This is a genomic window from Staphylococcus sp. IVB6214 (assembly GCF_025558585.1).
In the GTDB taxonomy this organism is placed as follows: domain Bacteria; phylum Bacillota; class Bacilli; order Staphylococcales; family Staphylococcaceae; genus Staphylococcus.
In genome coordinates, this window is sequence record NZ_CP094723.1 from 307,238 (window position 1) to 319,857 (window position 12,620).

At 37.7% G+C, this 12,620-nt stretch carries 13 protein-coding genes; 9 read left to right on the plus strand and 4 right to left on the minus strand.

Translation table 11 applies throughout. The features are described 5' to 3' along the window. The first annotated feature begins 9 nt into the window (after positions 1-9). The 5 genes from uxaC to MUA51_RS01460 all read left to right on the plus strand — a co-directional run bounded on the left by uxaC (position 10) and on the right by MUA51_RS01460 (position 5,694). Positions 10-1,422 (plus strand): glucuronate isomerase, encoded by a 1,413-nt coding sequence (uxaC, locus tag MUA51_RS01440; RefSeq protein WP_262560113.1) that lies wholly within the window; start codon positions 10-12, stop codon positions 1,420-1,422. Between the two features lie 3 nt (positions 1,423-1,425). Then, positions 1,426-2,472: a mannonate dehydratase gene (gene uxuA, locus MUA51_RS01445; protein WP_262560114.1), complete on the plus strand. Its 1,047-nt coding sequence runs from the start codon at positions 1,426-1,428 to the stop codon at positions 2,470-2,472. Positions 2,473-2,484: 12 nt separating this feature from the next. Then, positions 2,485-3,327 carry an SDR family oxidoreductase gene (locus MUA51_RS01450; RefSeq protein ID WP_262560115.1) on the plus strand — a complete coding sequence of 281 codons (843 nt, stop codon included), beginning with the start codon at positions 2,485-2,487 and terminating at the stop codon, positions 3,325-3,327. A gap of 24 nt (positions 3,328-3,351) precedes the next feature. Further along, positions 3,352-5,154 (plus strand): beta-glucuronidase, encoded by a 1,803-nt coding sequence (gene uidA / locus MUA51_RS01455; RefSeq protein WP_262560116.1) that lies wholly within the window; start codon positions 3,352-3,354, stop codon positions 5,152-5,154. Between the two features lie 441 nt (positions 5,155-5,595). After that, positions 5,596-5,694 (plus strand): type I toxin-antitoxin system Fst family toxin, encoded by a 99-nt coding sequence (locus MUA51_RS01460; protein WP_262560117.1) that lies wholly within the window; start codon positions 5,596-5,598, stop codon positions 5,692-5,694. A 157-nt stretch (positions 5,695-5,851) separates the two neighbouring features. On the opposite strand, the gene folE2 is transcribed toward MUA51_RS01460, so the two are convergent. The 4 genes from folE2 to MUA51_RS01480 form a co-directional block, all read right to left on the minus strand. Further along, positions 5,852-6,733: a GTP cyclohydrolase FolE2 gene (folE2, locus tag MUA51_RS01465; RefSeq protein WP_262560118.1), complete on the minus strand. Its 882-nt coding sequence runs from the start codon at positions 6,731-6,733 to the stop codon at positions 5,852-5,854. Positions 6,734-6,782: 49 nt separating this feature from the next. Continuing rightward, a complete protein-coding gene (gene bshB2 / locus MUA51_RS01470) occupies positions 6,783-7,460 on the minus strand; it encodes a bacillithiol biosynthesis deacetylase BshB2 (protein WP_262560119.1) in 678 nt (225 codons plus the stop codon). 18 nt (positions 7,461-7,478) lie between these two features. Beyond that, a complete protein-coding gene (locus MUA51_RS01475; RefSeq protein ID WP_262560846.1) occupies positions 7,479-7,838 on the minus strand; it encodes a YojF family protein in 360 nt (119 codons plus the stop codon). A 78-nt stretch (positions 7,839-7,916) separates the two neighbouring features. Further along, positions 7,917-8,750, minus strand: a complete 834-nt coding sequence (locus tag MUA51_RS01480) for a MurR/RpiR family transcriptional regulator (RefSeq protein WP_262560120.1) — start codon at positions 8,748-8,750, stop codon at positions 7,917-7,919. Positions 8,751-8,871: 121 nt separating this feature from the next. On the opposite strand from MUA51_RS01480, the gene MUA51_RS01485 reads away from it, so the two are divergent. The 4 genes from MUA51_RS01485 to hxlA all read left to right on the plus strand — a co-directional run bounded on the left by MUA51_RS01485 (position 8,872) and on the right by hxlA (position 12,620). Continuing rightward, positions 8,872-10,398 carry a maltose/glucose-specific PTS transporter subunit IIC gene (locus MUA51_RS01485; protein ID WP_262560121.1) on the plus strand — a complete coding sequence of 509 codons (1,527 nt, stop codon included), beginning with the start codon at positions 8,872-8,874 and terminating at the stop codon, positions 10,396-10,398. A gap of 15 nt (positions 10,399-10,413) precedes the next feature. Further along, positions 10,414-11,082, plus strand: coding sequence for an N-acetylmannosamine-6-phosphate 2-epimerase (locus MUA51_RS01490; protein ID WP_262560122.1), 669 nt, complete (start codon positions 10,414-10,416; stop codon positions 11,080-11,082). 10 nt (positions 11,083-11,092) lie between these two features. Further along, a complete protein-coding gene (nagB, locus tag MUA51_RS01495) occupies positions 11,093-11,824 on the plus strand; it encodes a glucosamine-6-phosphate deaminase (RefSeq protein ID WP_262560123.1) in 732 nt (243 codons plus the stop codon). Positions 11,825-11,984: 160 nt separating this feature from the next. Further along, positions 11,985-12,620 carry a 3-hexulose-6-phosphate synthase gene (gene hxlA / locus MUA51_RS01500; RefSeq protein ID WP_262560125.1) on the plus strand — a complete coding sequence of 212 codons (636 nt, stop codon included), beginning with the start codon at positions 11,985-11,987 and terminating at the stop codon, positions 12,618-12,620.

Genomic DNA, 12,620 nt, shown 5'->3' on the forward strand with positions numbered 1-12,620 from the left:
GGGATTGATATGCAATTTATAACAGATCATTTTATGTTGCATAATGAAACAGCACGTACTTTGTATGAGAAATACGCTAAAAATATGCCGATTTATGATTATCATTGCCATTTAGATCCAAAACAGATTAGTGAAAATAGACATTTTGATAATATTACTGATTTGTGGTTAGGTGGCGATCATTATAAATGGCGTGCCATGCGAGCACAAGGGGTTGAAGAATACTATATCACTGGTGAAGCTTCACCCAAAGAGAAGTTTCGCAAGTGGGCAGAAACATTGGAAAACACGATTGGCAATCCTTTATATCACTGGTCACATTTAGAATTGAAGATGTATTTTGATATTGACACATTGCTTACGAGAGACAATGCTGATGAAGTTTATGAGTATGCGAATAAGTATCTAGAAACACATCATGTCACAACACAAACTTTAATTGAGTCATCAAATGTCTCACTTATTTGTACGACGGATCATCCGAATGACAATTTACAATATCATGAAGAAATAAAGAAACAAACAGATTTTAAAACGGCAGTATTACCAGCTTTTAGACCTGATGACTTATTTAAAGTTGATCAGCCAATTTTTAAAGAATTCGTTGTTGAATTAGAAAAATTGACGCGAAAAATTGAATCACCAGAAGCGTTGATACAAGCAGTTGTTCAACGTATCGATTACTTCCATGAAAGAGGTGGTCGCCTTGCTGATCATGGTTTAGAAGAAATACATTATGCATCATATGAGATAGAAGATATCCGAAAAATATTTGATAAAGCATTGAGTAATGCGTCTGTTACGAGACAAGAGAAGTTTCAATTTCAAACATTTGTGTTGTATGAATTGAGTAAGGCTTATTATGAACGTCAATGGGTGATGCAAATTCACTTCGGTGCGATTCGTAATAATAACACATGTGCTTTTGAACAATTAGGTGCAGATGCTGGATTTGATTCTATTAGAGATCAAGAGAACTTAGCATATCACTTGAATCATACATTAGACATGATGGAACGTGATGGTCATTTGCCTAAAACAATCTTGTACAACTTAAACCCAATTTATAACGATATTGTTGGTTCTACGATTGCTAACTTCCAAACTGAATCAGGTATTCGTAGCAAAGTACAACATGGTGCTGGATGGTGGTTTAATGATACAAAACAAGGCATGTTAAGACAGATGTCATCATTGGCAGATCAAGGTTTGATTCATCACTTTGTTGGTATGTTAACAGATTCAAGAAGTTTTATATCTTATTCACGTCATGATTACTTTAGACGTATTTTGTGTACATGGATAGGCGGTTTAGTAGAAAATGGTGAAATTCCAAATAATGATGAGATATTAAAGCGTTTAATTCAAGACATATGCTATAACAATGCATTTCATTATTTCAAATTAATAGAGGAGGAATAAGCAATGAAAATGACTTTTAGATGGTACGGAAAAGAAGATCCAATTAGTTTGGAATATATCCGTCAAATACCTGGAATGAAGGGGATTGTTAGTGCAATCTATGACGTACCTGTTGGTGAAGTTTGGCCGATGGAAAAAATTACAGCACTGAAAGAAGAAGTAGAAGCGGCAGGATTGGAATTATCAGTCATTGAAAGTGTACCGGTTCATGAAGATATCAAATTAGGGAAACCTTCACGTGATCGTTTGATTGAGAATTATTGTCAAACATTACGTAATTTAGGAAAAGCTGGCATTAAAACAGTATGTTATAACTTTATGCCAGTCTTTGACTGGACACGTTCTCAATTAGATTATCGATTAGAAGATGGGTCTACTTGTTTGATTTATGATGAAGAAGATATTGCAAAAATGAATCCATTGAGCGGTGAATTATCATTACCGGGTTGGGATTCAAGTTATACGAAGGAAGATATGAAACAGTTATTCGATGACTATGCCGAAGTAGATGAAGAACAGTTATGGGAAAATCTTGCTTACTTTATTAACAAAGTAATTCCTGTTGCAGAAGAAGAAGATGTTCTAATGGCTATTCATCCGGATGATCCACCATGGAATATTTTTGGATTACCTCGTATTATTACGACAAAAGAAAATCTTGAGCGTTTTATTAATCTATATGATTCTAAGAGCAATGGCTTAACGATGTGTTCAGGATCATTAGGCGCTGATCGTAATAATGACTTTGTAGATATGTTGAAATACTTTGGAGACAAAGGACGTGTCCATTTTGTCCATGCACGTAATGTGAAATTAATAGGAGACAAGTCATTCCAAGAGTCTGCACATTTATCTGAAAAAGGCTCTATTGATATGTATGAAGTGGTTAAAGCAATGCATAGCTTTGGTTATGAAGGACCTATTCGTCCAGATCATGGTCGTATGATTTGGGGAGAAACGGGTAAACCGGGATATGGTTTATACGATCGAGCATTAGGTGCCACATATCTTAATGGTTTGTATGAAGCAGTGTGGAAGTCTAACAAATAGGAGATGGAGCCAATGAAATTACCTTTTCAAATAAATTTAGAGAATAAAGTTGCAGTTGTGACAGGCGGTACCGGGGTCATTGGTAGTGAGATGTCTAAAGCACTCGCACAATGTGGTGCGAAAGTAGCGATGGTCGGTATTACAGATGACTCAAAAGACCTTGTTTCTGATATAGAAGCGATGGGTGGAGAAGCAAAAGTCTTTTTAGGTGATGTAACGAACAAAGATGAGATGGAGCGTGTTAGAACAGAAGTACATGATACATTTGGGACTGTCGATATCTTAGTGAATGGCGCTGGTGGTAATTCACCACGTGGTACAACAGATGATGAAAGATACAATACTGATAATGATAAGAGCAGCAAAACATTTTTTGACTTAGATGCTAAAAGTGTAGGATTTGTAATGGATCTGAACTTTTTAGGGACATTTATTCCGTCACAAGTGTTTGGTGCGGATATGGTGGATAAATCAGAGGCAGCTATTGTTAATATTTCATCTATGAATGCATTTACGCCACTTACAAAAATTCCGGCATATAGTGGTGCCAAGTCAGCTGTTAGCAACTTTACACAATGGTTAAGTGTTTACTTCTCAAAAACGAATATTCGCGTGAATGCAATTGCACCTGGTTTTTTAATTACCGCACAAAATGAAAGTTTATTATTAAATGAAGACGGCAGTTATACAGCACGTTCAGAAAAGATATTAAATGCAACACCAATGGAACGTTTCGGTAAACCAGAAGAATTGATAGGTGCATTGTTATTCTTAGTTGATACGCAAAGTGCAAGCTTTATTAATGGTGTTGTGTTACCGGTTGATGGTGGTTTTAATGCCTATTCTGGCGTTTAAAATTTGAGAGAGGAGTTCTAATCAATGTTATATCCAATAAATACAGAATCTAGACAAGTGATTGATCTTTCAGGTGTTTGGCAGTTTAAACTTGTACAAAGAGATGAAGTCGTTGATCCCAAAAAACCTTTAGATACTGACCAAGTAATGGCAGTTCCTGGTTCATATAATGATCAAGGAATCATACAAGAAATTCGACAACATGTTGGAGACGTATGGTATGAACGTCATTTTGTTATTTCAAGACAAATGAGAGATGAACGTATTGTATTACGATTTGGCTCAGCGACACATCATGCAACTGTCTATATCGATGGTGAAGAAGTAGTGACACATTCAGGAGGTTTTTTACCATTTGAAGTTGATATTAGTCAATATGCAGTAGGTGCACATCGTCTGACAGTAAAAGTCAATAATATTTTGACGTATGAGACGTTACCAGTAGGTACATTTGAAGAAGTAGAACGCAATGGTAAGACGATCTTAAAAAATAGTCCGAACTTTGACTTTTTCAACTATGCAGGGTTGCATCGTCCTGTGAAAATATACACAACACCGAAATGTTATATTCAAGACATTCGTATTGTACCAACAGTAAAAGACAATGGTACAAGTGATGTAAGATATGAAATTGATGTAGCAGGAGACACAGCATCAGTTGATCGTATTAAGATATCAGTTGTAGATGCCAAAGGTCATGTAGTCGCAGAAGATGAAGGTCAATCAGGTGATATTCATATTGATAGTCCGTGTTTATGGCAACCGATGAATGCATATTTATATCGATTAGAAGTTGCGTTATATCATGAAGACACATGTATTGATGTTTATGAAGAGCGCTTCGGTATTCGTTCAGTTGAAGTGAAAGATGGTCAATTTTTAATTAATGGAAGTCCATTTTATTTTAAAGGCTTTGGTAAGCATGAAGATACGTATTATCATGGACGTGGTCTTAATGAAACAGCCAATGTTTTAGATATTAACTTGATGAAGTGGATTGGCGCAAACTCATTTAGAACATCACATTATCCATATTCTGAAGAGATGATGCGACTCGCAGATGAACAAGGTATTGTTGTGATTGATGAGACGACAGCAGTTGGCTTACACTTGAACTTTATGGCAACGCTAGGTGGCACGAGTGACAATGATACTTGGAAAGGGTTAAAAACACATCAAGCACACCGAGAAGTGATTGAAGGATTGATTCAGCGGGATAAAAACCATGCTTGCGTTGTCATGTGGTCAATTGCGAATGAACCTGAGTCAAATGCACCGGGTGCTAAAGAATACTTTGCGCCATTTGTACAACTGGCAAGAGACTTAGATCCACAACAACGACCTGTGACAATTGTAACAATATTAACTGCTAGTCCAGAAACTTGTGAAGTACAAGACTTAATTGATGTAATTTGCTTAAATCGTTATTATGGCTGGTACACACAAACAGGTGATTTGGAAGGGGCAAAAGAAGCACTGGCAAAAGAGTTGGATACATGGACTGAGAAGCAACCTGGTAAACCAATAATGTTTACAGAGTATGGCGCAGATACAATTGCAGGATTCCATGCAATTGACGACCAAGTATTTACGGAAGAGTATCAATTAGCATATTACAAAGCAAATCATGAAGTTGTCGATCGATATCCAAACTTTGTTGGAGAACAAACTTGGAACTTTGCTGACTTTGAAACAAGCAATGGTATTTTCCGAGCGCAAGGCAATAAAAAAGGTATATTCACACGTGAACGTAGACCGAAATTGATTGCGCATTATTTCAAAGAACGTTGGCATGAAATTCCTGATTTTGGTTATAAAACGAAATAGACATTAAAAGGCTCCACGCTATTTACATAGTGTGGGGCTTTATATATTGGTGGTACTTGAGATGATTAAACATAATATATTTACAAACGAAAGCGAGTTATATCATTGTAGAATTTGTAACAATTAATAGAAGGAGATATAAAGTTTTTTAGGTTGGCAATGATATGAAACTGTGATGAAGTGAAACTTAAATAGTCTGAACAGTAAATACTTACCTAATAGGTAGTGTAGTGTTAAAAATTACGATTTCTCATAAAATGAAAAAGATTTTTATATTATATTAAAATAGTGATGGTAACAGTTTAAAATATCTAAAAAATGCAGGAAAAACAGTAAAAAAATCGAATAAATGAAAGGTGACGAAAAGAATACTGACATGATAATATCATAACATCGCCAAAACTTTTGGCGTCAAATTGACGTTGAGAGGAGGTGCCTAAAATGATTTGCGTACTGGAGAATATTGCAGTCGGAATCATCAGCGGCTGTATTGTTGCGATTTTTGCTCAATGGCTAGGTAATCGTAACAAGCAAAAATAAAGGCGATAATAGCCATCACTAATAAAGCCCCACACTACCGCAAATAGTGTGGGGCTTTGGTGCTTAAAATGATTTAGTACTGACTTATATTATACTACTATAACGGATAGGAAACAAGTGTTTTTATAAGAATTACTACACCAAAAGATGATTTCTATTACGGTTGGCGATATGTTAATTTTGCAAAAGCATCATGTTGATGGATTGACTCTTCATTACGACATTCAATATCAAAGCCTGTGAGCCATGTTACTTCTACCAAATCGGCTGCAATGAGTCGAATTAAATCTTCAACAAATCGTGGGTTTTCATAGGCACGTTCTGTAACGCTCTTTTCATCCGGTCTTTTTAAGATAGGGTATAACATTGAGCTAGCATTGGCTTCCATCGCATCTAATAAGACTTCCTTGTAGTCTGACGGTAGTGTCGTATGTTGATCAATATAAGCTTTGACAGTGATAATACCACGTTGGTTATGCGCAGAATATTCACTGATTTCTTTTGAACACGGACAAAGTGTTGTAACAGCAGCTGTCAAAGTGAGCGTTTTACGTGCCACTTTATCATCTTGTACAGCTAAGCCATATGTCACGTCTGCATGACCGACTGCTTTGATACCTGTAACAGGACTGAGTCGATTGAAAAACCATTTGCCTGAGACATCGACTCCAGCACTGTGTTGGTTCATGCGTGACTTAAGTGTATGCAAAAGTGACGTGAGTGCATCAAAATCTAAGCGAATACCATTATCGTATTCTGATTCTACTGCTTCTAGAATACGACTCATGTTAATGCCCTTTTCATCTTGATTTAAGCTCGTTGAAAAGCTGAAGTTACCGGCAGTTTGAAACTGGTCAATCCATACAGGATAAACAAGGTTTTTGATACCTACTTGTTCAATTTCAAACAAAAAGTTTTTATGCGTACTTTGAAGGTCCGTCATCTCTGCTTTGGTTGTTGGCTTTGTCCCTTTAATCGGGTCCACGGAACCAAAGTGTTTCCAACGTCCTTCACGCGTTGATAAATCAAATTCAGTCATGTTATTCCTCCACTAAAATGTCACAGTCAGTCATGTGGCACTGTGCAATTTATTTAAAACGATAAGTCCAATAAAATTCTTTAGATAAGTACGTTTCAGCATCACTTGGTGCACCTGAGACATCTTTCTCAGGATTCGCCAATTGTTCTAGGAATGGACCTGTCTGTGATGCGTGTGCTTTAAAAGCACGTAACTTGTGATCTTTGTATGCTGAAACATCGTTCACGATATCCGGTTCACCGAGTGCGTCATAGGCATCATTACTAAATGCGACAAGCCATAACTTTGGACGCTCCGCTTCTGGCATACGTCCCACTGTGCGAACAACGGCATCCGCAGTTGCTTCGTGGTCTGGATGCACAGCATAACCCGGGTAAAATGAAATAATCGTAGTCGGTTGTGTCTCATCAATCAATGATTGCACCATCGCATCCATTTCATCATACGGTTCAAACTCCACTGTTTTATCGCGCAAGCCCATTTTGCGCAAGTCTGTAATCCCGATCTCTTTCATTGCCTGCTCCAGTTCGCGTTCACGGATAGTTGGCAGTGATTCACGTGTCGCAAAAGGGGGATTGCCTAAGTGTCTTCCCATTTGTCCAAGTGTTAAGCAGGCATATGTCACTGGAACACCTTGGTTAACAAAGCGTGCTAACGTCCCTGCTGAAGAGAATGTCTCATCGTCAGGATGTGGAAAGATGACGAGTACATGTTTTTCAGATGTCATAAAATGTCAACTCCCTTATTATGTGTCAAATGGATGATGGCTGATTTCGAGTGCAGCTGCCAACTGCCCTTCATAGTTAAAACCAGCAAGTAAAAATTCACCATTATCATTTAATTCGTAATGCGTGAGTCCTTGTACATAGACCCAGCCATTGTTGTTTAATTTTAAGCCTACACGAAATGGATCTTTGTCGCCACCTTTGAGTTGTGCATGTTGAAAAGTGACTTGAATATTGCGTAAAAAAGTCCCTGCATTAAAAACACGTTGATCAAAGTGATTGGCGTATGCCCCGTTTGTTGTCTCAACGTGTAAGTAGACAGGCTTATTCGCAAATTGATCTAACAATGCTTGAACGGCTTCATTGGTAATCGGTTGCAAAGCTTTCACTGCCTTCCTCATCAGTTTATCTGTTTATTTTACTAAAAACTCATTGAAATTTATATACCTCTGCTCACTTTATTGCGTAAAATCATTAGAATTTTTAGAATGACTATGTTTTGATATCAGTTCATGATGACTTCTTGAGTAGTGCTCTAAACATGTTGCGTCTTGTAATAGGTGATAACTGACAAGGTCAATAATGAATTGGTTAGAGAGTTGACTATTGATGAAGTAAGCATCATGTGTGTGACGTTTGTCTGCTGTCGTAATGATGCGTGTACAATGACGTGTTAGTGCTTCAGTTTCAAAATGGGAAAGTGCGATAATCTTTGCTCCGCTTGCTTGTCCATGTGCAATGCTCGTAATAATTTCCTTTGTGGCACCACTATTGGTCAGTGCAACAATGGTCGTACGTGCACTACACATTTGACCGATAATAGACATCAAATGCGCATCTGTTATCGCAATGGTATTGAAGCCCATACGTGCAGTGCGGAAATAAAATTCTTGTGCGCTTAATCCAGAGCTGCCAATTCCAATAAAAATGAGTTTTTCACTTTCTTGAATCGCTCGTACTAAATACATTAAGTCATCTTCTACAATAAATTCTCCTGTGTGATTCAGAATAGACATATAGTGTTGGTGTAGTACTTGTATCGAAGGAGTGTTATCAATTTTTTCAGTTTGTCGTTCATGTAAGACTGCAAAACGAAAGGATTGGAAGCCGTCATAACCGAGTTTATAGACGAAGCGTGTAATACTGGAGGGTGAGACATCGACTGCCATAGCAATTGTATGAATTGCCCCAATATCTGTATGGTCTTCTAGTTTCAGAATATAGTCCGCAATTTTTTGATCGGTTTTCGTCAGAGTATGACGATATTTTTGAATGCGATTTTCAAGTTTCATCGGAATCCCCCTTTTTTCTCAGTATATTTGAAAAGAAATTCTAATTCAATTTTATATATTGAGATAAATTTTCAGAGTGGTATATTTAAGGTGATTAATAGAAGAAAAGTGGGTGAAAAGTATGAGTAAGGTTTTTGATAGAGCGCAACAGTTTGGGAAGTCGTTTATGTTGCCGATCGCCATTTTACCGGCAGCAGGTCTTTTGTTAGGAATAGGTGGTGCGCTCAGTAATCCCAATACAATTAAAGCATATCCGGTATTGGATATTCCGTTTTTACAACATATTTTTGTGTTAATGAGTGCAGCTGGTAATATCGTCTTTCAAAATTTACCAGTGTTATTTGCGATCGGCGTAGCGGTTGGACTTGCGAAAAGTGATAAAGGGACGGCAGGTCTTGCTGCTATGTTGGGATTCTTAATTATGAATGCCACAATGAACGCACTACTAACTATTACAGATAATCTTGCTGCGAGTGATCAACTTGCTAAGGCAGGGCAAGGGATGGCACTGGGCATTCAAACAGTAGAAACAGGTGTGTTTGGTGGGATTATCGTAGGGATACTGACGGCAGTCTTGCATAACAAATATAACAAGGTGAACTTACCGCAATTTTTAGGGTTTTTCGGTGGTTCTCGATTTGTACCGATTGTTACATCATTTGCAGCGATTTTCTTAGGGGTTGTGATGTTTTTCGTATGGCCAGCGGTACAAGCAGTTATTTTTGGAGCAGGTGGTTTAGTTAATAAAACAGGTGTCATTGGGACGTTAATTTATGGTTTTATTTTACGTATGTTGGGGCCTTTTGGTTTGCATCATATTTTCTACCTACCATTCTGGCAAACAGCATTGGGTGGTTCATTAGAAATCAATGGCAAGCTGGTACAAGGGACACAAAATATCTTCTTTGCACAATTGGGAGAACCGAATGTACAGCATTATTATGAAGGGGTATCTCGCTATATGTCAGGTCGTTTTATTACGATGATGTTTGGCTTGTTAGGTGCAGCATTGGCGATTTATCATACTGCCAGACCAGAAAAGAAAAAAGTAGTCGGTGGATTAATGCTTTCTGCTGCTTTAACATCGTTTTTAACAGGTATTACAGAACCACTTGAGTTCAGTTTCTTATTTGTTGCGCCATTATTATATGTCGTTCATGCAGTGTTAGATGGTTTGGCATTTATGATGGCAGATATTTTTAATATTACAGTCGGACAAACATTCAGTGGAGGTTTTATAGACTTCATCTTATTCGGTGTTTTACAAGGTCAAACTAAAACCAACTATTTATGGATTATTCCAATTGGACTTGTTTGGTTCGTATTGTATTATGTGATTTTTAGATTTTTAATTACAAAGTTCAACTTTAAAACACCTGGACGTGAAGATGAAGAAACTGTGCAATCAGTTGAGAAGAGTGAACGTGCACAAACCATTATTGAAGGTCTGGGCGGTGCTGACAATATCGAATTGGTCGATTGTTGTGCAACACGATTGCGTGTCACGTTAAAAGATGGTACACAAGTAGATGAAGAGAAGTTAAAGGCTACTGAATCTAGAGGGATTATTCGTAAAGGCAATGGTATTCAAATTGTTTACGGTCCCCATGTAACATCTATTAAAAATGAAGTCGAAGAAGCTTTATAAAGGAGAGAAAGAACTATGAAGTTACCAAAAGGATTAATCGTCTCTTGTCAGGCGTTAGAAGATGAACCATTACATTCATCCTTCATTATGAGTAAGATGGCACTTGCGGCAAAAGAAGGCGGTGCAGTTGGTATTAGAGTGAACTCAAAAGAAGATATTATCGCGATTAAGCAAGAAGTTGACTTACCCGTGATTGGTATTGTGAAGCGTGATTATGATCATTCTTCTGTATTTATAACAGCTACGAAAAAAGAAGTAGATGAGCTGTTAGAAAGTGGATGCGAAGTCATTGCATTGGATGCAACATTGCGTGAACGCCCAGCAGAAACTTTAGAAGAATTGGTACAGTATATTAGAAATGAAGCACCAGAAGTTGAATTAATGGCAGATATCGCAACATTGGAAGAAGCGAAAAATGCAGATCGACTCGGCTTTGATTATATCGGTACGACATTGCATGGCTATACAGAAGACACACAAGGAATGTTACTTTATCAGAATGACTTTGCCTTTTTAACAGATGTATTGGACAATGTGAAACAAAAAGTCATCGCAGAAGGCAATGTGATCACGCCAGAAATGTTAAAACAAGTTTTTGACAAAGGTGTTTATGCTTCAGTTGTCGGTGGTGCGATCACACGGCCACGTGATATCACGAAGCGCTTTGTAAGTATGATTCAATAGGAGGTTTGGCATGAAAATTACAAATATCGGAGACAAGAAGCAAGCCTCATTCTATGTCGCAACAGAACTATACAAACAAATGATACACAAAAAGGAAAGTAAGTTAGGGCTAGCGACAGGTGGTACGATGATTGAGATGTATGAAGCATTGGTGAATTTGTTAGAGAAAAACAAACCAGATGTTTCTCACGTTGAAACGTTTAATCTAGATGAGTATATCGGGTTAGACGCAAGTCATCCAACAAGTTACCATCAATATATGAATCAGATTTTATTTGCTCAGTATAAAGGCTTTGATTCAGAAAAATGCCATTTGCCGAATGGAGTGGCAGAAGATCCGGAAGCGGAAGCAAATCGATATGAAGCATTGTTAGATGAGAAAGGGCCCATGGATCTTCAAATATTAGGTATTGGTCAAAATGGTCACATCGGCTTTAATGAACCAGGTACTGCATTTGATAGTACGACACATCGTGTTGATTTGACAGAGAGTACGATCGAAGCAAATAGTCGATACTTCGATGATATAGCAGATGTCCCGAAACAAGCCATTTCGATGGGGTTACGTTCTATTATGAAAGCAAAACGTATCATTTTGTTGGCATTTGGAGAACATAAAAAAGAAGCAATCACACAACTGGCAACAGGGAACATCACAACAGATGTACCAGCGACAATTCTACATCTACATCCAAACGTTGAAGTGTATGTTGATGATGCCGCAATGCCAGATCAACTATAAATTAGAAACAAACGATCACAATACACACATTGAACAATAGGGTGGGTATTGTGGTCATTTTTTATGATTGGATGACTTTGATATGTTTAACAAAAATACATACGGGTACAGCAATGAATGTATCACGTAAGATAATATTATGTAGGAGTTGAGTAGAACGATGGAATTACAATTAGCGATTGATTTGTTAAATAAAGAAGATGCAGCAAAATTAGCTAAACAGGTGACAGATTATGTGGATATTATTGAAATCGGTACACCTATTGTAATTAATGAAGGGCTACCAGCAGTACAACATTTGAAAGATAACGTGAAGGACGAAGATGTTAAAGTATTAGCAGATCTTAAAATCATGGATGCGGCAGACTATGAAGTCAGTCAGGCTGTGAAGTTTGGTGCAGATGTCGTCACAATTTTAGGTGTTGCTGAAGATGCATCGATTAAGAATGCCGTGGCAGAAGCACATAAACATGGCAAAGAATTGTTAGTAGACTTAATTGCGGTACAAGATTTAGAAAAACGTGCCAAAGAAATAGATGAGATGGGTGCAGACTATATTGCTGTACACACAGGATATGACTTGCAGGCAGAAGGACAATCGCCATTAGAAAGCTTACGTCGTGTGAAGTCTGTGATTAATAATGCGAAAGTAGCAGTCGCGGGTGGTATTAAGCCAGATACCATTAAAGAAGTGGCGGCTGAAAACCCAGACCTGATTATTGTAGGTGGCGGTATTGCAAATGCAGATGATCCACGTGAAGCGGCGAAGCAATGTCGTGAAGCGCTTGAAGGGTGA

Excerpts from the sequence above, each read along its gene's own strand:
- uxaC (WP_262560113.1), top strand. The coding sequence starts at position 10 with ATGCAATTTATAACAGATCATTTTATGTTGCATAATGAAACAGCACGT.
- uxuA (WP_262560114.1), top strand. The coding sequence starts at position 1,426 with ATGAAAATGACTTTTAGATGGTACGGAAAAGAAGATCCAATTAGTTTG.
- MUA51_RS01450 (WP_262560115.1), top strand. The coding sequence starts at position 2,485 with ATGAAATTACCTTTTCAAATAAATTTAGAGAATAAAGTTGCAGTTGTG.
- uidA (WP_262560116.1), top strand. The coding sequence starts at position 3,352 with ATGTTATATCCAATAAATACAGAATCTAGACAAGTGATTGATCTTTCA.
- MUA51_RS01460 (WP_262560117.1), top strand. The coding sequence starts at position 5,596 with ATGATTTGCGTACTGGAGAATATTGCAGTCGGAATCATCAGCGGCTGT.
- folE2 (WP_262560118.1), bottom strand. The coding sequence starts at position 6,733 with ATGACTGAATTTGATTTATCAACGCGTGAAGGACGTTGGAAACACTTT.
- bshB2 (WP_262560119.1), bottom strand. The coding sequence starts at position 7,460 with ATGACATCTGAAAAACATGTACTCGTCATCTTTCCACATCCTGACGAT.
- MUA51_RS01480 (WP_262560120.1), bottom strand. The coding sequence starts at position 8,750 with ATGAAACTTGAAAATCGCATTCAAAAATATCGTCATACTCTGACGAAA.
- MUA51_RS01485 (WP_262560121.1), top strand. The coding sequence starts at position 8,872 with ATGAGTAAGGTTTTTGATAGAGCGCAACAGTTTGGGAAGTCGTTTATG.
- MUA51_RS01490 (WP_262560122.1), top strand. The coding sequence starts at position 10,414 with ATGAAGTTACCAAAAGGATTAATCGTCTCTTGTCAGGCGTTAGAAGAT.
- nagB (WP_262560123.1), top strand. The coding sequence starts at position 11,093 with ATGAAAATTACAAATATCGGAGACAAGAAGCAAGCCTCATTCTATGTC.
- hxlA (WP_262560125.1), top strand. The coding sequence starts at position 11,985 with ATGGAATTACAATTAGCGATTGATTTGTTAAATAAAGAAGATGCAGCA.